We start from the raw sequence: 20,885 nt of genomic DNA, 5'->3' as shown, positions 1-20,885 counted from the left end.
GTCGGACAGAGCCAGTATACCGGATTGCCACTTCAAAATGCGATGCGCGCCTAACAGGTTTCACCACCTACGGGACAATAAAAAAGGACAGTCAATTTCGACTGTCCTTTTTTTATGTGCATCGCCTGTCGTGCGGACCCTAGCTCAGGTTTCGCTCAACCTCTTCACGGGTGAAGATTTCGATCACGTCTTTCGGGCGAATATCGTCGTAGTTTTCAAACGCCATGCCACATTCCTGACCTGACTGAACTTCGGCAACCTCGTCCTTGAACCGCTTCAGTGTTTTCAACGTGCCTTCGTGGATTACGACGTTGTCGCGCAACAGACGCACACCGGCGCTGCGGCGTGCAACGCCTTCGGTTACCAGACACCCGGCAACCTTGCCCACGTTCGACACTTTGAACACTTCGCGAATTTCGGCATAGCCGATGAAAGTTTCGCGCACTTCCGCGCTCAACAAACCGGATGCGGCGGCTGTTACGTCGTCAACCAGATCGTAGATCACCGAATAATACCGGATCTCAACGCCCTTCTGGTTGGCCGAACTGCGCGCTGCGGCATTGGCCCGGACGTTAAAGCCCATGATCGGCGCGCCCGATGCTTCGGCCAGACCCACATCGGTTTCGGTAACCGCACCGACACCCGAATGCAGAACCCGCACGCGCACTTCGTCATTGCCAATTTTTTCAAGCGCCTGAACGATGGCTTCGGCACTGCCTTGCACGTCGGCTTTCAGCAGGATGTGCAACTCGGCCACATCCTGATCTGCTTTGGCCTTTGCCATCATCTGTTCCAGGGTCGTCGCGGCCCCGGCAACGGCACGTTTGTCTTTTGCGGCGTTGTGACGATATTCGGCAATCTCGCGCGCCTGCGCTTCGGTATCGACCACGTTCAAAACATCGCCCGCTTCGGGTGTGCCGTTCAGGCCCAGCACTTCGACAGGAACGGATGGACCGGCCTCATCGATGCGATCACCCTTGTCGTTGATCAACGCTCGAACCTTGCCCCACTGCTCACCGACAACAAAGATGTCGCCCTTACGCAGCGTACCGTTCTGAACCAGAACAGTGGCAACCGGGCCACGGCCCACGTCCAACTGCGCCTCGATCACGGCACCTTGGGCGGCGCGGTCGGGATTGGCGGTCAGATCCAGCAATTCAGCCTGCAAACCGATGCTTTCCAGCAGTTGATCAATGCCCATACCCGTAAGCGCGGACACTTCAACATCCAGAACATCGCCCGACATCGCCTCAACCACCACTTCGTGGTTCAAAAGATCGGTGCGCACCTTGGTTGGATTGGCTGCCGGGCGGTCAACCTTGTTGATCGCCACGATCATCGGCACGCCGGCCGCCTTGGCGTGGGCAATCGCCTCAACCGTCTGGGGCATCACGGCATCATCTGCCGCGACAACCAGAATCACGATATCCGTCACCTGTGCACCGCGCGAACGCATCGATGTGAACGCGGCGTGGCCGGGCGTATCAAGGAACGTCAGCAATGTGCCATCATCGGTGGTCACCTGATAGGCGCCGATGTGCTGGGTGATGCCGCCGGCTTCGCCTGCCACAACCTTGGCCTTGCGGATCGCATCGAGCAGCGATGTCTTACCGTGGTCAACGTGACCCATGACCGTGATGATCGGCGCACGCGGCTGCAGATCTTCGGGGGCATCTTCGACCTGATCAATCACGTCTTCCACGTCGGAATCCGAAACACGCACCACTTTGTGGCCGAATTCTTCGATCACCAGTTCGGCAGTATCAGCATCGATCAGCTGATTCTGCGTCGCCATGATGCCTTCTTTCATCAGGAATTTGACAACATCGGCCACACGTTCGGCCATTCGCACGGCAAGTTCCTGAACGGTGATTGCTTCGGGCAGATTGACATTGCGCACGATCTTTTCACGCTCGACATGCTGGCCCATTGCTTTTTGACGGGCGCGCTCCTGCTTGCGCTTCATCTGCGCCATGGAGCGTTGCCGCCCACCTTCGCCACCCGACAAAGCCTGGTTCAGCGTCAGCTTGCCCGAGCGGCGCGAATCATCGCGGCCACCCTTGCCGGGTTTCGTTGTGCGATCCGATTCGCGGTCATCCTTGCGCGGAGTCGGGGCGCCACCGCCCTTGCGGCCTGTCTCGGCGGCTTTCGCCTCAAGATCGGCAGGCGTTGCAACCGGTGCGGCAGGGGCGTTTGCCTTTGCCTTGGCGGCGGCTGCGGCCTTTTTCTGGCGCGCTTCCTCTTCGGCCTTGGCTTTCAGCGCTTCTTCGCGCTCACGCTCTTCGGCTTCTTTCGCTTCGATTTCGGCGCGGCGCCGCTCACGCTCTTCGGCGCGGGCTTTTTCCTCGGCTTCGCGCTGTGCGGCCTCTTCGGATTCGCGCGCCTTGGCCGCGGCCAGTGCTTTCATCCGGCGGGCCAGTTCGGCATCCGTAATGCCCGCTGGGCGCTTGGACGGATCACCGCCCGTTGCACCACCAACACCAGCCTTGCCAGCCGCAGGTTTGGGTACGACGACCCGCTTGCGCTTGGTCTCGACCACAACACTCTTGGTCCGCCCATGGCTAAAGCTTTGCTTTACCTGGCCAGAGCGGGGCCCGCCCCGCAGGCCGAGAGTTTTTTTGCCGTCACTATCGCTCATGTGGTCTTCTTTACCTTTCCGGTGGCGTCCCCACCGACATCATCATCATCTTCCCGAACGCCCGAAAGCCGCACGGCGTCTTCTCTGAACTTGTCAGTTAAGCCGCCCGCGGCAAGCGCCGCATGTATCACATGTTCCCGTCCGAAAGCCAAACCCAATTCTTGGCCGGTCAGAATCTCAAAAAACGAGCCCCGTCCACCGGGCGCGCGCAGCTTTGATTTGCCCCGCGCAGACCCATCAGAGGCCTGTATCAAAATGGCCGCTTTTTCCTGCAACAGCCAATCTTTTACTTTTTCGTATCCGGCAATTGCCCGCCCCGCCTTGCGGGCCATGGCCAACCGGTCTGTCACGCGGCGCAACAATGCCGCATCGACATCGGCCAACAACGTGGGTTGTACGACCACTTGTCGCTTTGCGCCACGGGAAAACAGCTTTTTCTTTATGGCTGTTTCCAATGCCGACCGTTCGGCCGAAACCCAAATGCCCCGGCCTGGCAATTTCTCGGCCAGGTCCGGATAAATCACATCATCCGGCCCCACCACAAAGCGGATCAAACCCCGCCTTGGGTGAACCTCCCCGGTCGCAATACATTTGCGCTCGGGATCGGAGTAATCTTTTTCGCGGCCACCGCGGGTCATCGAACCGGTCCTTACGCCTCGGCCTCCTCGGCCGCCTCGTCATCTTCTGCTTCGTCAGACTCAAGCTCGGCGGGATCAACCCAGCCCAATTGAATCCGGGCCGTCATGACCATAGCTTGCGCCTCTTCGAGCGAAACGTCAAATGGCTCAAGCACGCCATCATCCTTTACACGCTCGCCTTCCACTGTCGTCCAGCCGCCGGCCAATTCCCAATCGGCACAGGTGGCGAAATCTTCCAGGGTTTTCACCCCATCTTCGGCCAGTGCCTGTATCATCTGGGGTGTCAGCCCTTCAAATGCAACCAGGCTGTCTTCAACACCCAGTGCGCGCGCCGCTTCCAATGCCTTGCGGTTCTGCGCATCCAGGTAATCCTTGGCGCGGGCCTGCAATTCACTGGCGGTGCTTTCGTCAACGCCGTCAATCACCAAAAGTTCATCGGTTTCGACATAGGCGACTTCTTCGAGGCTGGTGAATCCTTCGGAGACCAGAAGCTGGGCAAAAAATTCATCCAGGTCCAGCGTATCCATGAACAGCTTGGTGCGCTCTTCAAATTCCGCCTGGCGGCGCTTGGATTCATCTTCTTCGGTCATGATATCAATATCAAGGCCGGTCAGCTGACTGGCCAGACGCACGTTTTGACCGCGTCGGCCAATGGCCAGCGAAAGCTGTTCGTTGGGCACCACGACTTCGATCCGCTCGGCCTCTTCGTCCAGCACCACCTTTGACACTTCGGCAGGTTGCAGCGCGTTGACCAAAAACGTTGGCATGTCTTCGTTCCAAGGGATGATATCAATCTTTTCCCCCTGCAATTCGTTCACCACCGCCTGAACCCGCGATCCGCGCATCCCAACGCAGGCCCCGACAGGATCAATACTATTGTCATAGGAAATCACGGCGATTTTGGCGCGCGATCCCGGGTCACGGGCCACGGCCTTGATCTCGATGATGCCATCATAGATTTCCGGCACTTCCATCTTGAACAGTTCGGCCATGAACTGCGGATCGGTGCGCGACAGGAAAATCTGTGGCCCGCGCACTTCGCGGCGCACGTCCTTGATATAACAGCGCACACGGTCATTCGGGCGATAGCTTTCGCGCCCGATCTTGTCATTGCGGCGCAAGATGCCCTCGCCCCGGCCAATATCGACAATGACGTTGCCGTATTCTTCGCGTTTGACGATGCCGTTGATGATTGTCCCGGCGCGATCCTTGAATTCTTCGTACTGACGATCACGCTCGGCTTCGCGTACCTTTTGCAAAATCACCTGTTTGGCCGACTGCGCGGCGATCCGGCCCATTTCAACGGGCGGCACTTCTTCGGTGATTTCATCGCCGATCTGCGGATCTGCCATGTACTGTTTGGCGTCCTTGACGTTCAGCTCGGCCTGATAATTTTCGACCATATCGTCTTCGACCACGGTGCGCACACGGGTAAATGTGGCGCGGCCGGTTTTACGGTCAATCGCCACGCGAATGTCCATTTCCGCCCCGTAACGCGATTTTGCCGCCCGGGCGAGCGATTCTTCCATCGCTTCGACCACCAGATTGGGGTCGATCATCTTTTCGCGCGCCACCGCCTCGGCGGTCTGCAACAGTTCCAGCTGGTTGGCAGAGGTAATCGCCATCGCTCAGTTCTCCCTTTTGGGCGCGCGGCCCGTGTCATCTTCGTCGTCCAACACGGTTTCCACCGCGTCGAATTGTGATTCGTCGATTTCGCCGGCATCCTTGCGACTGCGCAGAACATCGCGAATCAAATCTTCGGTCAGAACCAGTTTCGCGTCTGACAGCCAATCAAACTGCAACCCGATGGTGCCTTCTTCGATCTCGATCAACACCTCGCTGCCTTCAATTCCGGCGAGGATGCCCTTGAACCGGCGGCGACCATCAATCATTTCCGAGGTTTCAATTTTCGCCTCGTATCCTTGCCACACATCGAAATCCTTCAGCCGGGTCAAAGGCCGGTCAATGCCCGGGCTTGATACTTCCAGGCTATAGGCGTCTTCGATTGGGTCTTCGACATCCAGATGCGCCGACACCGCGGTGGAAATGCGGGCGCAATCATCCACTTCGATGCCGCCATTTGGTTTGTCGGCCATGATTTGTACGGTTGGCGTCTTGCCGCCCATATAACGCACGCGCACCAGTTCAAACCCCAGATCCTCGATCACGGGGGTTATCACCTCGCTCAGGCGGCGGTCGATGGTGGCTTTGGCGATCATGTCTGACATAGATAAGGTCCAAGCACAAAAAAACGGGCGCGCGGCCCGTGAAAATTCCCGGTGGTGCCTTCGGGTGTGGACCCCGACGCGCCGCTGTTGATGCGACTTAGCGCACCGATCCGCGAATTGCAAGGACCAAGACAAGCCACCAAAAGTCACACAACGTTAAAGGTTCTTCGCGATAGTCGTGCCACCAAAGAAATGCGGAGCACAGCGTGCCGTCCAATACATTCCTGAAATCTCTGGATCGCCAGTCCGAAATCTTGCAACGCGATCTGCGCCTGCGGTTGCCACCCATGATTGCGGCCTATCTTGTTGGCCTGGCCTTTGCGGATTTCGCGCCGCTGACTTTGATTTTCCTGTCCTACCTTGGAAATGAAACCATATCAGCACTGGCGATGAAACGGTTGCAGGTGGGATTCAGCCGGACGTGGTACGCGGTCTTGTTCATCTGTTGTTTTCTGGGCGGCGTTTCCATCATGTCGCTGGCCGGGCTGGTGGTTCTGAATGGCAGCCCGGTCGCCCATATTTACGCCATGGTACTGGTTTTCGGTGTGAGCCTGCACATTATACTGGTGCGCTCCTATCACATTCCCATGACTGTCGCACTCATGGCGCCGGTCATGTTGGTGGGCATCCTGGCCACCGGTTTCTATCTGCGCCAAGAGCCGGATCTGGTGAATGTGGCGCTAGGATATGTCATCACGATTTCGCTTTTTTTCTATTTCATCCAAGCCATTTGCGAAATGTACAGGATGCGGTTCAGCCTGACAGAAGCACGCGATCGCGCCGAACAGGCCAACCAATCCAAAAGCCGCTTTGTTGCCTCGATGAGTCACGAAATCAGAACGCCGCTGAATGGTATTCTGGGCATTGCACAACTGGCCTTGGAAGATGCCAAATCGCAAACGGCAAAAGACCGGGCCGAGGTTTTATACAGCTCTGCCGTGACGTTGAAATCCTTGGTCGACGATGTGCTGGATCACGCAAAGTTAGAGGCCGGCAAAGTCGAAATCAGGGCCACGCCAACCGATTTACGCCAGTTGATGAACACCGTGTCGCGGTTGTTTTTTGATATGGCCAATTCCAAAGGCATCACCCAGAACGTTGAAATCACGCCGGAAATACCACCGCTGATCATGGCGGATTCATTGCGCGTGCGGCAAATCATTTCCAACCTGATGTCCAACGCCATAAAATTCACAGACACCGGTGAGGTTTCGCTGCGCGCCTGGATCTGGAATTTACCCCAGGGCGCGCATCTGTGCATTGAAGTGCAGGACACCGGCCAGGGGATGAGCAACGAAGATCAATCGCGTCTGTTTCAATCTTTTTCACAGGTCGATTCCGATCACGACAGGGCCGCCGTCGGATCGGGCCTGGGCCTGGCGATTTCCCGCAATCTGGCCCGCCTGATGGAGGGTGATCTGACGGTGCAATCCATCCCCGGAAAAGGCACGCAGTTCTGTTTTTACATGCCCCTGCGCCTGCCCAGCGCAAAAGAAACCGGCACGGTCACGAACAATGCCCCCACACCCGCCCATGTCAACGCAACCGCCGCGCTCAGCCTGACCGCGCAGCGGATACTGGTCGTTGATGACAATCGGGCGAACCGGATGATCGCCCGGGCCTTTTTGGAAAAGGCGCAGATGTCGGTGACCCAGGCCGATGGCGGGCGGGCCGCGCTTGACATGGTTCGTTATGATACATTCGATCTTGTGCTGTTGGATATGCACATGCCCGATATGGATGGGCTGGAAACGCTGCAACAGTTGCGCGCGCTTCCCACGCCTTTGTGCAATCTACCGGTCATCGCCGTCACCGCCGATGCCGCCCCCGAAGACCGCGAATTTTATCTGAACGCCGGCTTGGATGGATATCTGGCCAAACCCCTGTCAAAGGTGGATATGTTTCACGAAATGGAACGTGTCTTGCGCGCACGCGCCACCGCCACCCTGGCCGCTGAATAACGGGCCAGATCAAACATGCCGCCTAGCCAGCCGGGCGCAATGCATCCATCGTCTGAACCAAAGCATGGCTGATTCCCGGCTCTGACAATGCGTGCCCCGCCCGGGGCACCATGATCAGCCGCGATTCGGGCCAGGCTGTGTGCAACGTATGGGCCGAAACCGGCGGGCAAATCATATCGTAACGCCCCTGCACAATCGTGCCCGGCACACCGGCCAATCGCCCGATATCCTCAAGGATCTGACCATCCCTCTCCAAAAACCCGGCATTGGTGAAATAATGATTCTCAAGCCGCGCAAAGGCCCGCGCATATTCCGCCGGGCTTTCGCCGCCGGGGCCGTCATTTTCGATGCTGGCCAGGGTATTTTCCCAACTGGCCCAGGCACGGGCATGGCGCACCTCGGTCATCATATCGCCGGAAAACAACCGCCGGTGATAGGCCGCGATCAAATCATCCTGTTCCTCGGCCGGAATCAGATCGGTGAACCGCGCCCAGACATCGGGCCAGAATTTGCCCGCACCGCCGCCATAAAACCACGTCAACTCGGCCTGGGTCATCAAGAACACACCGCGCAGCACCAGATGCGCCACACGATCGGGATGGGTTTCGCCATAGATCAGCGCCAACGTGGCGCCCCAACTGCCGCCAAACACCGTCCATTGTTCAATTTTCAACGCATCGCGTATCCGTTCGATATCGGCCACCAGATGCCAGGTGGTATTCGCTTCAACGCTTGCATGGGGCCGCGACCGGCCACAGCCGCGCTGATCAAACAGGATGATTCGATATACTGTGGGGTCAAAATACCGCCGCATCGACGGCGAACAGCCCCCGCCAGGCCCGCCATGAAACACCACAACCGGCACGCCATCGCGCCGCCCGCATTGTTCGACATATATCCGATGCCCATCGCCCACATCCAACATTCGCTGATCGAATGGGTCGAGCGGCGGATAAAGATAGCTGAATGCGCTTTTTTGACCTGAGAACTTATCCATTCCTGCCCTATATAACCTACAAAGCGGCCCCGCCACGGGCAATCCAAGCAAAAGTTGAGTATGCATACCATGACCCAAACCGCACATCAAAACACAGTCGATGAAGGCGAAGTCGCCAAATTTCAGGCCATGGCCGATGAATGGTGGGATCCGAACGGCAAATTCAAACCGCTGCACATGCTGAATCCGTGCCGGTTGGATTACATCACATCGCAAATCGCGTCCGAATTTGACCGGGATCTGAAATCTTCAAAACCATTCGACGGGCTGCGCATTCTTGATATCGGCTGTGGTGGTGGGCTTTTGTCGGAACCGATGGCGCGGCTGGGGGCCAGCGTTGTGGGCGCCGATGCGGCCGAACGTAACATCCCGGTGGCGCAAATTCACGCCGAACAATCCGGCCTGGCCATTGATTATCGCCACACCACAGCCGAAGCTTTGGCCGATGCGGGCGAACAATTTGATGTGATCTTGAACATGGAGGTCGTCGAACACGTCGCCGATCCCCTGTCCTATCTGCGCGCCTGTCACAGCCTGCTGAAACCCGGCGGATTGATGACCTGTTCAACCCTGAACCGGAACTCCAAAAGCTTCATGATGGCGATCATTGGCGCCGAATGGGTGATGCGCTGGTTGCCCAAGGGCACCCATGAGTGGAACAAATTCATCACGCCGGACGAATTGTTCGATCTGCTGCGCCAGGCCGGTCTCAACCCTGTTGATAAAACCGGTTTTGTATTCAACCCGGTGGCCTGGTCCTGGAAACTGTCTGACCGCGATCTCAGCTGTAATTATGTTACCACCAGCATAAAATCGGCCTAGTTTTTTCTTGCTTGAAATATCCTCGCCGAAGGCATTTATCGCCGCGCAGCGGCCTTATTCCGGCTCAAACCGGGCGCGGATGTTGCGCAACACCGGCAGGGCGGCGCGGATACCTTCGCGCCCCACGCCGCTGACCATGTCATCCAGTACCGGGGCCATGCCCGCCAGCGCCGATTGCAACGCGGCGCGCCCTGCGGTGCTGATTGTTACGATCTTGCGGCGGTGATCCTCCCAATCGGGGCGAATATGGATGTGGCCTGACTGTTCCAGTTTGCTAAGGGTGTTGGTCATGGCGCCCCGGGTTACGTGAAATGTTTCGGCCAACTGCGCCGGGCTGCGATCACGTTTGGTATGGGCCAGGTGATTCAGCACGCTGAAATGGCTTAACTCCATCCCCTTTGGCAGGGCACGCGACAACCGGTTGCGCGCCAATTGCCCGGCCATCAGGATTTCACTGAACAGGGCAATCGCCAAAGGATCGGTGTCACCCGACATTATCCGGCCAGCATCGGGTCAAGCTTGCCGGCACGGTCCAGCGCGAACAATTCGTCACAGCCCCCCACATGGGTGCCGTTTATGAATATCTGCGGCACGGTGCGCCGCCCATTGGCGCGTTGCATCATCGCCTTTTTCTGCGCCGGATCGCGCGACACATCGGTTTCCACAAATCCCGCGCCCTTTTGAGTCAGCAGGCGTTTGGCCGAATGGCAAAATCCGCAAAAAGGCGACGTATAGATTTCGATATTGGCCATCGGCACACTCCTGAAACTGTTTTCAGGACAGAACTTAGGATGCCTTGGCCACGCGCGCCAGTGTCACAATATCAACGCGCGCCGCGCCGGCCGCGATACAGGCATCGGTACAGGCCGATAATGTGGCCCCGGTTGTCATCACATCATCCACCAATAATATATCGCGCCCTTCGATCAGCGCGCCGTATTTGAAATGGGGGCGAATGGCATCGGCGATATTGGCAAACCGTTGATCCAGTGATTTGCCATCTTGCCGGGCCGTGTTGCGCGCACGTTGCAACGCGCGGGGTGACACCTGTACCCCCGCCGCACGCCCCAGTGCCGTGGCCAACAGCGCCGATTGATTGAACCGCCGTTTCAACATGCGCAACCAATGCAGCGGCACAGGCACCAACAGGGTGTTGGGCGTGATCAAGGGTCGCGCCGCGCGCAGCATCCATGCCGCCGCTGGCCCGACGATATCCTGTCGATCCCCGTGTTTCAAAGACAGCACCACGCGCCGCCCCTTGCCATCATAAACAATCGCCGCGCGGCCCCGATGCCAGCGGCGCGGGATCGACATGCAATCGTCACAGTGAATCACATGATCGTCGCCTTCGCCCATCAGGGGCGTGCCGCAACTGTCACACACCAATCCGGCCACAAACGGCGTGTCGCGCCAACAGGGGCCGCATAATCCGCTGCCTTGTTCCACCATTTCATCGCATAAAATGCACTGATGCGGATAGATCAGCGTTAACGCACTTTGCATTCCGGACATTCTGCCCCTACCTCATGGTTATGACCACACCACCCCGCCTGACCGACCGCCCCGCCCTGACCCAACATCGCGCCCGCGCGCGGATGGACCAGGCGCGATTCCTGCACGACGAAGCCTTGGCTCAGATCCAAGAAAGGCTGGAAGAGGTTAACAGGTCGTTTACCAGCCCCGCGATTGTCACCGCACACCCCGAAATCTGGGGTAATGCAATTGAGTCAGCACGGATTGTTGCCGATGGCGAAACACTTGCCCTGACGGAGCAGGCGCATGATCTGGTGATTCACGCAATGACCTTGCATTGGGCCGATGATCCGGTGGGGCAAATGGTGCAGGCGCGGCGCGCCCTGAAACCCGATGGCTTGTTCATTGCGGTGTTTTTGGGCGGTCAAACCCTGGCTGAATTACGCGCCGTTCTGGCCGAGGCCGAGGCAAAGACGCGCGGCGGATTGTCGCCCCGCGTCGCGCCCATGGGCGAAATTCGCGATCTCGGCGGTGCATTGCAGCGCGCGGGATTTGCCCTGCCGGTGGCGGATTCCACGCCGATGACCGTGACCTATGCCAATGCCGTCGGCCTGATGCACGATCTGCGCGCCATGGGGGAAACCAACGCTTTGGCCAATCGCGACCGGCGTTTCACCCCACGGGCGCTGTTTGCACAGGCCAATGCGCTGTATGAACAGCATTACCACAACGGCGCAGATCGTATCGCCGCGACATTCGATCTGGTGTTTCTGACCGGCTGGGCCCCTGATGAAACTCAGCCCAAGCCCCTGCGCCCCGGGTCGGCCAAAACGCGGCTGGCCGATGCTTTGGGGGTGCCGGAACTGAAAACCCAAGACCCGGTCAGACCGCCCCACGATTGACCCCGGGCCAAAACCCATTATGTCCCCCTTAACACCTTAAATAATGATCGGGGCACGCCATGCTGGATTCCAAACCAATGGACGCAAAAGCAATGTTTACATCTGAAAAAGCTGTGTGTCCGGCCCATGCCCCCGCCGACCATCCCAAAATCCCCCCTGGCAAGGTGGGCGTTTTGTTGGCCAACCTCGGCACGCCCGACAATTATGATTATTGGTCGATGCGCCGGTATTTGAATGAATTTCTGTCAGACCGCCGGGTAATCGATTATTCGCCCTGGCTGTGGCAACCTTTGTTGCAGTTGGTCATTCTTACCAAACGTCCGTTCACATCGGGGGCGAATTACAAAACGATCTGGAACCACGATAAAAGCGAAAGCCCGCTTGCCACCATCACCAAAGACCAAACCGCCAAGATAAAAGAGGCAATGGCCGCGCGCTATGGCGATGATGTGATGGTTGATTACTGCATGCGCTATGGCAACCCATCGACCAAATCCAAAGTGCGCAAGATGATCGCCGAAGGGTGCCAGAAGATTTTGTTCTTTCCGCTGTATCCGCAATATGCCGGGGCAACATCGGCCACCGCCAATGATCAATTCTTTCGCGCCCTGATGGACGAAAAATGGCAGCCCGCCGTGCGCACCGTACCGGCCTATTTTGACCAACCGGCCTATATTGATGCCTTGGCGCAATCGGTTGAACGCGCCTATGGTGCGATGGAAACCAAGCCCGATATCCTGGTCACCTCCTATCATGGGGTGCCAAAACGGTATCTGCTTGAGGGTGATCCGTACCATTGCCAATGTCAGAAAACCACGCGCCTGTTGAAAGAGCGGTTGGGCTGGGACGACAGCCAGATCACCACGACATTTCAGTCGCTTTTCGGACCAGAAGAATGGCTGCGCCCCTATACCGTGGAAGAGGTGGCCGTGCTGGCCAAGGCGGGCAAGAAACGCATCGCGGTGATTGCGCCGGCATTTTCCGCCGATTGCATCGAAACGTTGGAAGAGATCAACGAAGAAATCAAAGACAGCTTCATGGACGCGGGCGGCGAAAGCTTTACCTATATTCCCTGCCTGAACGATGACGCGGCACATATCACGGCCCTGAGCGGGGTGATCGAGGATAACCTGAAAGGTTGGATCGAATAGATCGGGAATGAACCAATAAAAAAGGCGGTCAGTAATCTGACCGCCTTTTTAATTCGTGTGCTGTGCGCGACCAGAATTAGTCGGCAACGGCCACTGCGACCAGAACGGCCAACAGAAGCAACGGAACAACAACGCCACCCGAAGAAGAAGAAGTTTCTTCGATGATGACAGTGGGTTCCATAACCGGTTCGGCCAAACCACCAGCGAAAGCGCCGGTTGCAGCGACCGACAGCGCGGCTGCGAGTGCGATTTTCTTCATACTAATATCCTCCAGTATCGCCTGGTGCCGAGAGTTATTGAGGACGGCAGCAGGCACCCAAGACTGTACCTCGTACTTCACGTTTAAGCAGTATTGGCGCGCCGATGCAAATAGCAGATTACCCCCTAAGGGGCTGTTCCGCCTGAATTTCGTCAAATAAGCAACACTTGTGTGCCGTTCCGGGCCAAAGCGAACAGTTGCGCGATGTGTTCATTGTACAAACCGATACATCCGTTCGAAGACCGCCGCCCTATCTTACGCGTATCGTGGGTGCCATGAATGCGGTAATATGTCCAACTTAGATGTAATGCATGTGTTCCCAGTGGGTTATCGGGGCCGGGGCCAACGAAATCGGGCCATTCGGGATTGCGTTGTTTCATTGATGGAGTGGGCCGCCAACTGGGGCCTTCCACCTTGCGGGTAACAACCGTGCGCCCTTTTCGGGTCAGATCCTTGGTCAATGGCACCGATGTTGGAAACAGTTTGTATATGGTTTCGTCGGCGTTCCAAAAATGCAACGCCCGCGTTTCAATATCGACCAGAATCGCGCCATTGTTCAGGTTGGGAAAATACGGCTGCCACTGCAACGACCGGAAACTGGATACATTCCTGCGATTCGTTGTGGCGCCGGGCAAATATTCGGTGCTGTTGTCCAGGGCCAGGGCGGGTGTGGCCAACCCCGCCACGGCGGCAAAAGTGGTGCCCAGAACGCGGCGGCGGGTGAACACGTTTTCGTTTTCTTGCGCCATATCGCATCCCTCCCGACAGATACACATGGGTGATTTTCGCGAAAACTAACTCAAAATGTCTGTTTTTGCAATTTAATCCGGTGTTCGGGCGCGAATTGAAGGGAACACAGGGGGTTTGAACCGGCAAAGGATTGCCTGTAAACCCAACTTCACAGAACTTTATTTGGTGAGCGTGTTCATGAACCGTCGTTTTTTTCTGCTGTCTCCGCTTTTCTTAACCGTCGCCGCCTGTGCCGCCCCCGCCCCGCCCCGTCTGGGTGACGATGGCAAACCGCTGGCCCGACTGTATCGAATCGATTCGGCTGATACCGCGGCCATCCAGTTTCGCATGCTTGATGGCGTGAACGCGCTGCGCCAGGCATCGGGCGGCGCACCGTTGCAGTTGAACGCCGAACTGAACGCCGCCGCCGCCACCCATTCGCGCGATATGTCGGTGCAAAACCGCCCTTGGCATTTCGGGTCTGACGGATCGTCGCCGATCGATCGGGTGCGGCGCGTGGGCTATACCGGCACGTTGCTTGGCGAAAACATTTCAGAAACCTTCGAAACCGAGCTTGAGACACTGGCCGCCTGGGCCAATGAGGCGTCAACGCGCAAAGTCATGACCGACCCGCGCGCGCAACTGTTGGGGTTCGCCTGGTTTCAGGAAGAAAACGGCAAAATCTGGTGGACGTTGATCACCGGCACCTGAACCGACGATGCCCTAAGGGTGGATCACGATCTGGGTGCCATTGTTGACCATCGAATAGATCTCTTCGATTTCCTTGTCAGACACCGCGATACAACCCCAGGTCCAATCCTTTTTGCGGTTGCTTTTCTTTTTATAGAACGGCCCGCGCCCATGGATGAAAATATCGCCACCCGGGCTTTGGCCCAGCGCTTCGGCTTCGGCGCGATCAAATTGGTTGGGGTATGAAATGCCCACCGACAGGTGGAAACGGCTTTTGGGATTGCGCCGGTCGATAAAATACGCGCCTTCGGGCGTTTTTCCGTCACCCTCAACCTTTTTGTCCCCCACGGGGGCGAAGCCCAGATCGAATTTGTACCGCTTCAGCTCTTTTCCATTGCTGACCAGATACAGCGTGCGTGCCTCTTTCATCACGACAATCTGTGTCACCTCGGGGCCATTATAGGTGCGGAATTTCGACCCGCTACAGGCCGCAAGACCCAACAGACCGACGGCCAGAATAAAGAATCGGATAAAACGCATGTGCTGCTCGCTGCCTGATTTGTTTTTTTTTCAGTATAGCCGGTTCGCACGCTTGTCGAAACAGAGATTCCACCGGGGCCGGTCACGGTTTTGTTTGCGTGTCGCTCTTTAGCCGCTCTTCGATGGCCGTCAGGCGCAACAGCACCTCGTCGCGATAGGTGTCGGTGATTTCCTTGTCTTCGGAATGATGCGCGTCTTGCATCGAATTTACGATCAGACCCACCAAAAGGTTCACCACCGCAAATGTGGTGACCATGATGAACGGCACGAAAAACAACCACGCATAGGGATAGGCGGCCATAACCGGGCGCACGATGCCCATGGACCACGATTCCAATGTCATCACCTGAAACAACGTGTATCCAGACCGCCCGATATTGCCAAACCATTCGGGAAACGCCTGCCCGAACAATTTTGTCGCCATCACCGCGCCGATGTAAAAAATCAGTGACATCAGAACAAATACCGATCCCATGCCAGGCAGGGCGTTCACCAACCCTTCGACCACCCGGCGCAGGCTGGGCGCGACCGAAATTACCCGCAACAGGCGCAAGATTCGCAAGGCGCGGAACACCGATGTCGCCTCGCCCCCGGGCACCAGGGAAATGCCGACGATCACGAAGTCAAAGATGTTCCACCCGCGGCGAAAGAACCGCCCGCCATAGGCGATCAGTTTCGCCAACAGCTCGATCACGAAAATCAACAGGCACAGCGAATCAAGCACCGGCAGGATCGGCCCCGTCGCCCCCATTACCGTGTCGGACGTTTCCAACCCCAGAATGATCGCGTTAAACAGAATCACCGCCAGAATCGTATTGGTTACAATCGGGCGTTCCAAAAAGGCGGCTAAACGGTCGCGAAATCCCATTTGGTCCTCTCGGCTCAGGTTTTTTTTGCGGGGCGGGTCAGTTGGGCCGCAAGTTCGACATGGGGCGACCAGCGGAATTGATCGACCACATGCACCCAATCCAGGCGATAGCCCGCATCGGTTAAAATTCTGGCATCGCGGGCGAATGTGACCGGGTTGCACGATACGGCGGCGATTGTCGGCACGTTTGCGCGCGCAATTTCAACCATCTGCGCCTCGGCCCCGGCGCGGGGCGGGTCAATGACGATGGCATCGAACTTGTCCAACTCATCAGGCAAAAGGGGGCGGCGAAACAGATCGCGCGTGGCATGGGTGATTTGTTTCAGCCCTTTGGCGTGGCGCCACCCCTGATCCAGCGCCGCCAACATCCCGGCCACACCTTCCACCGCGTGCACCTCGGCCCTTTGCGCCAAGGGCAGGGCAAAGGTGCCACAACCGGCAAACAGATCGGCGACGCGATTCGCCTTTCCAACCGCGCGCAGAACCGCGCGGGTCAGGGCCTGTTCCCCCGGCACGGTGGCTTGCAAAAACGCACCGGGCGGCGGGGTGACAAGGGCGGTGCCAAAGCTTTGCACCGGGGGGCAGCGGGTGACGATCACCTCATCCTCCCACACCAATCGGGCCAGATCGTGTTGGTTGGCCAGGCCGGCCAGATCAATCCGCATCTGGCCATCCAACGGTTTGCCGCCCCGCACCATCACATCCAGGCCCGCTTGCGATCCGGTCACGGTCAGCGCCATTTCGCCCTTGCGCGATGCACCTGCAATCACCAAGGCCTGATAGGCCGCCATGCCCGCCATCAGATCAGGGTGCAAAAGGTGGCACTGGCTGATTTCGGTAATCACGCCAGACGCGCGGCCATGAAACCCGACCAAAGCACCCTTTTTCGTGCGCCGCCCCGATAATACCGCGCGGCGGCGCGAGCGGGCGGGCGATGTTTCCGCGCCGGTGATTTCGGTGTTCAACCCTTGGGCGGTCAAGGCATGGCGCACCACGCCCACCTTCCAATCGGCAACAAATTCATCGCGCGCATGTTGCAACGCACAACCGCCGCAGGCCTTGTAATGGGGGCAAGGTGGCGCAATCCGATCCGGTGACGGGGTAACGATGCGCGGATCATCAACGCGCCCACCGCTGGCCACGCCTGTCACCACCTCACCGGGAAGGGTGCGGGGAATGAAAATGGGGCCGGGGGCGATGCCATCGCCCTGATGACCCAGACGTTCGATTATATATTCCATTGTCGCGGCGTATCCTGTGGCGGGTCGCTGGGCAATGCGCGTATTTTATTCCGCCGCATCCCGCACATCAATAAACCCGCCTGATTGGCGATTCCAATACCGGGCATAGGTGCCCCCCAACGCCAGCAATTCATCATGGGTGCCCTGTTCCACAATGCGCCCCGCCTCAAGCACGACAATGCGATCCATCCGCGCGATGGTGGACAGACGGTGGGCAATGGCCAGCACGGTCTTGCCCTCCATCACCTGATCCAACGCTTGTTGGATCGACGCCTCAACCTCGGAATCCAGCGCGCTGGTGGCTTCGTCCAACACAAGGATCGGCGCGTCTTTCAAAAAGGCCCGCGCCAGCGCGATACGTTGTCTTTGCCCGCCCGACAACTTCACGCCCCGTTCGCCCAGATAGGCATCATAGCCGGTGCGCCCGCGAAAATCGCTCAGGTCTTCGATGAATTCATGGGCCTCGGCCCGTGCGGCGGCTGAAAACATCTCGGCCTCGGTCGCATCGGGGCGGCCATACATGATGTTGTCGCGCGCCGATCGGTTGAACATCGCGGTTTCCTGCGTGACCATGCCGATATGGCGGCGCAGGCTTTCCTGGGTCACATCGCGCAAATCCTGCCCGCCAATCGTCACCCGCCCCTGTTCGGGGTCGTAAAGCCGCAGCAAAAGCGCCACGAGCGTTGATTTGCCCGCCCCCGAGGCCCCGACAATTCCCAGCTTTTCACCCGCATGAACGGTCAGATCAATATTATCAATCCCGCCGGTTTTCCCGCCATAGGCAAAACTGACATGGTCGAACCGAATATCGCCCGCCTTGCTCAATTCCACCGCGTCGGGATTATCGGTCAGGGTATGCGCGGGGGTCAGGGTGTTCATCCCATCCTCAACCTCACCCACATTGGCGTAAATCGCCATCAGGGTGAAACTGACCCAGCCGGTCATCTGTGCGATGCGAATCGAAATCGCCCCCGACGCGGCAATATCGCCGGGGCTGGCCGCGCCGTTTGACCACAGATACAGCGTGCCACCGATCAACAGCACCGGCAACACCCCGGCAAGCGTCATCAGCGAAAACCGGAAACTGGATGCAAGAACGCCAAAGGCAATCACCTTGTCGCGAAAGGTGGCGATTGATCCGATGGCGGCCTGATCCTCAAACTGGGCATGGGCGAACAGTTTTACGGTTTTGATATTGGTGATCGTATCCACCACCTGACCACTGACCATCGCCCGGCTGGCCGCCCGCGCCATGGAGCGTTTGCGAATCCGCGGCATGAACCAGCGGATCATCAACAGATAGATCACAACCCAAACCGCCAGCGCCAAGGCCACCCAACCGTTGATCGTGGTCAGCAACAGCGCCGAACCAACCAGCGAGGCCAGGGCAAAGAACACCACGTTGATCACTTCGGTCGCCACATCGGTAATCGCGCGGCTGGTTTGCATTTGTTTTTGCGCAATGCGCCCGGCGAAATCATCATCGAAAAACGTCACCGCCTGGCCAAGGGTCCAGCGGTGCAGCCGGGTCAACACCAAGGGGTTCACATTCGGGCCAACAATAATCGCGTTACTGGCTGCCGACAGGCCAAACAGAACCGGGCGCACCACCATGAAAAACGCCGCAACGCCAATCAGCAACCACAGGTTTTCGGCGAAAAATGCCGTTACGCCGGTGTTGATCGCCGCATCAATCACGACGCCCAGCATGATTGCCGTGACAACCTCGGCGGTGCCGGCAAGGGCCGAAAATGCCCCGGCAATGGCCAACCATTTCCACGCCCCTTCCAGCGCCCATTTGAAAAATGCAAACAGGGTGCCGGGTGGCGGGCCATCGGCGGGGCGAAACGCATCAATCAGATTGGCCAAACGTGTGGCAAAGGGAGTCATTCTGCCGCCTCCGTATCAATAAACCCGCCCGATTGGCGCGCCCAGAACCGGGCATATAGCCCGCCTTTGGCCAAAAGCGCGCCGTGATCGCCCATTTCGGCGATGCGCCCGCCATCAATCACCACGATCCGATCCATGTGTGAAATCGTTGACAGGCGGTGGGCAATGGCGATCACGGTCTTACCCTCCATCATGCCATAAAGCGTATCTTGAATTGCCGCTTCAACCTCGGAATCCAAGGCACTTGTCGCCTCGTCCAACACCAGAATCGGCGCGTTTTTCAGGATGACACGGGCCAGGGCCACGCGCTGGCGCTGCCCGCCCGACAGTTTCACGCCACGCTCGCCCACTTGGGCCTCATAGCCCTGTCGCCCTTCGGGATCTTGCAAATCAAGGATGAAATCATCGGCCTGTGCCTGCCGGGTGGCGGACAACATCTGCTCTTCGCTGGCTGCGCGGTTGCCATACAAAAGGTTGTCGCGCACCGAACGGTGCAACAGCGAACTGTCCTGTTGCACCATGCCAATCGCCGCGCGCAGGCTGTCTTGTTGCACCTTGGTAATATCCTGCCCATCGATCAGGATTTGCCCGCCATCGGGGTCATAAAACCGCAACAACAGTTTTACGAGGGTCGATTTTCCGGCTCCTGAGCGGCCCACAATGCCGATCTTTTCGCCGGGGCGAATGGTCAGCGATATATTCTCAAGCCCGCCGGTTTCGCGGCCATAATGGTGGGTCAGATTGCGCAGCTCAATCTCACCCTTGTCCAACACCAAGGGCGGCGCATCGGGGGCATCGGTCAGGGTGACGGGCTGGGCGATGGTTTCCAACCCTTCGGCCATCACGCCAAGGTTGCGAAACAGTGAGGTCAGCGCCCACATGATCCAGCCGGTCATCGCATTCAGCCGCAGCGCCAGCGCCGTGGCCGCCGCCACAACCCCAACCGAAGCCGTGCCGCCAATCCAAAGATACATCGCCCAACCCACAACGGCGACAATCAACAGCCCGTTGAGCAAAACCAAAGCCACATCCATTGTGGTGAAAATCCGCATTTCCACGGCAAATGTCTTGCGCGCCTGTTCAATCGCGCTGCGGGCATAGCCGATTTCGGTATCATCTTGGGCGAATAATTTGACCGAATGAATGTTGGTGTAACTGTCCACCACCCGGCCTGTGACCTGACTGCGCGCATCCGATGCCGCCTGTGACGCGGGGCCGACGCGTTTTATCGTCCAACGCATGAGCGCGCCGTACAACACCAGCCAGAACAACAGCGGGATCACCAGCCGTGGATCGCTGCCCGACAGCATGATCGCCGCGCCCACCACATAGGCGATGGCGAATGTGATGGCATCGAACGCCTGAAACACGACCTCGCCGGCGGCGGGTGGGGTTTGCATGATCCGATTTGCAATGCGCCCGGCGAAATCGTTTTCAAACCAGCCGACCGATTGGCGCAACACCTGACGATGCGCGCGCCAGCGGTAGAGTGTGCCATAATTGGGCAAGATCGCGTTGTTCAAAAGCCCCACATTGAACGCCTGCAACGCCGGGCGCAAAAACAGAATGAACAGCGCCACGGCGATAAATTCCACCCCGTGATTGGCCCAGACATTGGCGGGTGTGTCGCGCGACAACACATCGACCAGACGCCCCATGTACCAGATCAACCCGATCTCAACCGCCGCCACCCCGACCGAGCTGACAGCGGCCAGCGCGAACACCTTTTTGAACGGTTGCGAATAGGCGCGGATAAACGGCCACAGGGCGCGCGGCGGTGTGTTGGTTTCCTTATACGGCGTATAAGGATCGACCATATTTTCGAAAAATCGGAACATGAAAGTGGTGCCTTCCTTGC

At 58.0% G+C, this 20,885-nt stretch carries 20 protein-coding genes; 5 read left to right on the top strand and 15 right to left on the bottom strand.

Annotated features, from left to right (window positions below; all coding sequences use genetic code 11):
• Positions 1-139: 139 nt before the first annotated feature.
• From infB to rimP, 4 genes are read right to left on the bottom strand one after another with little or no spacing between them, the layout of a single operon-like run.
• Positions 140-2,638, bottom strand: coding sequence for a translation initiation factor IF-2 (infB, locus tag C8265_RS09845; RefSeq protein WP_108483823.1), 2,499 nt, complete (start codon positions 2,636-2,638; stop codon positions 140-142).
• Positions 2,635-3,276, bottom strand: coding sequence for an RNA-binding protein (locus tag C8265_RS09840; RefSeq protein WP_108483822.1), 642 nt, complete (start codon positions 3,274-3,276; stop codon positions 2,635-2,637). The genes infB and C8265_RS09840 overlap by 4 nt, the downstream gene beginning before the upstream one ends.
• Positions 3,277-3,287: 11 nt before the next feature.
• Positions 3,288-4,901: a transcription termination factor NusA gene (nusA, locus tag C8265_RS09835; protein ID WP_108483821.1), complete on the bottom strand. Its 1,614-nt coding sequence runs from the start codon at positions 4,899-4,901 to the stop codon at positions 3,288-3,290.
• Positions 4,902-4,904: 3 nt separating this feature from the next.
• Positions 4,905-5,504, bottom strand: a complete 600-nt coding sequence (gene rimP / locus C8265_RS09830) for a ribosome maturation factor RimP (protein WP_108483820.1) — start codon at positions 5,502-5,504, stop codon at positions 4,905-4,907.
• A gap of 206 nt (positions 5,505-5,710) precedes the next feature.
• Here rimP and C8265_RS09825 point away from each other — a divergent pair, with 206 nt between their 5' ends.
• Positions 5,711-7,465 carry an ATP-binding protein gene (locus C8265_RS09825; protein WP_108483819.1) on the top strand — a complete coding sequence of 585 codons (1,755 nt, stop codon included), beginning with the start codon at positions 5,711-5,713 and terminating at the stop codon, positions 7,463-7,465.
• Between the two features lie 22 nt (positions 7,466-7,487).
• On the opposite strand, the gene pip is transcribed toward C8265_RS09825, so the two are convergent.
• Complete coding sequence (pip, locus tag C8265_RS09820) at positions 7,488-8,462, bottom strand: prolyl aminopeptidase (protein WP_108483818.1); 975 nt, start codon at positions 8,460-8,462, stop codon at positions 7,488-7,490.
• Between the two features lie 60 nt (positions 8,463-8,522).
• Here pip and ubiG point away from each other — a divergent pair, with 60 nt between their 5' ends.
• Positions 8,523-9,284, top strand: a complete 762-nt coding sequence (gene ubiG, locus C8265_RS09815; protein WP_240611037.1) for a bifunctional 2-polyprenyl-6-hydroxyphenol methylase/3-demethylubiquinol 3-O-methyltransferase UbiG — start codon at positions 8,523-8,525, stop codon at positions 9,282-9,284.
• Between the two features lie 54 nt (positions 9,285-9,338).
• Here the strand turns inward: ubiG and C8265_RS09810 are convergent, their stop codons facing one another.
• From C8265_RS09810 to C8265_RS09800, 3 genes are read right to left on the bottom strand one after another with little or no spacing between them, the layout of a single operon-like run.
• A complete protein-coding gene (locus tag C8265_RS09810) occupies positions 9,339-9,779 on the bottom strand; it encodes a MarR family winged helix-turn-helix transcriptional regulator (protein ID WP_108483817.1) in 441 nt (146 codons plus the stop codon).
• Positions 9,779-10,036, bottom strand: coding sequence for a glutaredoxin 3 (grxC, locus tag C8265_RS09805; protein WP_108483816.1), 258 nt, complete (start codon positions 10,034-10,036; stop codon positions 9,779-9,781). The genes C8265_RS09810 and grxC overlap by 1 nt, the downstream gene beginning before the upstream one ends.
• Positions 10,037-10,070: 34 nt before the next feature.
• The gene (locus C8265_RS09800) at positions 10,071-10,796 is read right to left on the bottom strand and encodes a ComF family protein (RefSeq protein ID WP_240611036.1); all 726 of its coding nucleotides are present in this window, start codon (positions 10,794-10,796) and stop codon (positions 10,071-10,073) included.
• 20 nt (positions 10,797-10,816) lie between these two features.
• On the opposite strand from C8265_RS09800, the gene C8265_RS09795 reads away from it, so the two are divergent.
• Together C8265_RS09795 and hemH are read left to right on the top strand one after the other, a co-directional pair.
• On the top strand, positions 10,817-11,659 hold the full coding sequence (locus C8265_RS09795) for a methyltransferase domain-containing protein (RefSeq protein WP_108483919.1): 843 nt from the start codon (positions 10,817-10,819) through the stop codon (positions 11,657-11,659).
• 59 nt (positions 11,660-11,718) lie between these two features.
• Positions 11,719-12,810 carry a ferrochelatase gene (hemH, locus tag C8265_RS09790; protein ID WP_420818861.1) on the top strand — a complete coding sequence of 364 codons (1,092 nt, stop codon included), beginning with the start codon at positions 11,719-11,721 and terminating at the stop codon, positions 12,808-12,810.
• Between the two features lie 76 nt (positions 12,811-12,886).
• Here the strand turns inward: hemH and C8265_RS09785 are convergent, their stop codons facing one another.
• A complete protein-coding gene (locus tag C8265_RS09785) occupies positions 12,887-13,069 on the bottom strand; it encodes a hypothetical protein (RefSeq protein ID WP_108483814.1) in 183 nt (60 codons plus the stop codon).
• 152 nt (positions 13,070-13,221) lie between these two features.
• Complete coding sequence (locus C8265_RS09780) at positions 13,222-13,818, bottom strand: L,D-transpeptidase (protein WP_108483813.1); 597 nt, start codon at positions 13,816-13,818, stop codon at positions 13,222-13,224.
• 178 nt (positions 13,819-13,996) lie between these two features.
• On the opposite strand from C8265_RS09780, the gene dalA reads away from it, so the two are divergent.
• Positions 13,997-14,509 carry a divisome-associated lipoprotein DalA gene (dalA, locus tag C8265_RS09775; RefSeq protein ID WP_108483812.1) on the top strand — a complete coding sequence of 171 codons (513 nt, stop codon included), beginning with the start codon at positions 13,997-13,999 and terminating at the stop codon, positions 14,507-14,509.
• 12 nt (positions 14,510-14,521) lie between these two features.
• Here dalA and C8265_RS09770 read toward each other — a convergent pair whose 3' ends face one another.
• The 5 genes from C8265_RS09770 to C8265_RS09750 all read right to left on the bottom strand — a co-directional run bounded on the left by C8265_RS09770 (position 14,522) and on the right by C8265_RS09750 (position 20,865).
• Positions 14,522-15,028 (bottom strand): L,D-transpeptidase family protein, encoded by a 507-nt coding sequence (locus C8265_RS09770; protein ID WP_108483811.1) that lies wholly within the window; start codon positions 15,026-15,028, stop codon positions 14,522-14,524.
• A gap of 82 nt (positions 15,029-15,110) precedes the next feature.
• Positions 15,111-15,896 carry an ion transporter gene (locus C8265_RS09765; RefSeq protein WP_108483810.1) on the bottom strand — a complete coding sequence of 262 codons (786 nt, stop codon included), beginning with the start codon at positions 15,894-15,896 and terminating at the stop codon, positions 15,111-15,113.
• Between the two features lie 14 nt (positions 15,897-15,910).
• On the bottom strand, positions 15,911-17,137 hold the full coding sequence (locus C8265_RS09760) for a class I SAM-dependent RNA methyltransferase (RefSeq protein WP_108483809.1): 1,227 nt from the start codon (positions 17,135-17,137) through the stop codon (positions 15,911-15,913).
• A gap of 45 nt (positions 17,138-17,182) precedes the next feature.
• Positions 17,183-19,027: an ABC transporter ATP-binding protein gene (locus tag C8265_RS09755; RefSeq protein ID WP_108483808.1), complete on the bottom strand. Its 1,845-nt coding sequence runs from the start codon at positions 19,025-19,027 to the stop codon at positions 17,183-17,185.
• On the bottom strand, positions 19,024-20,865 hold the full coding sequence (locus C8265_RS09750; protein WP_108483807.1) for an ABC transporter ATP-binding protein: 1,842 nt from the start codon (positions 20,863-20,865) through the stop codon (positions 19,024-19,026). Before C8265_RS09750 ends, C8265_RS09755 begins: the two co-directional genes overlap by 4 nt.
• Positions 20,866-20,885 lie beyond the last annotated feature (20 nt).

Origin of the sequence: Oceaniglobus ichthyenteri (genome assembly GCF_003057885.1) — a bacterium.
GTDB classification, from domain to species: Bacteria; Pseudomonadota; Alphaproteobacteria; order Rhodobacterales; family Rhodobacteraceae; genus Oceaniglobus; species Oceaniglobus ichthyenteri.
Note: the sequence above shows the minus strand (reverse complement) of the source record. Positions and strands in the feature narration are given on the sequence as shown.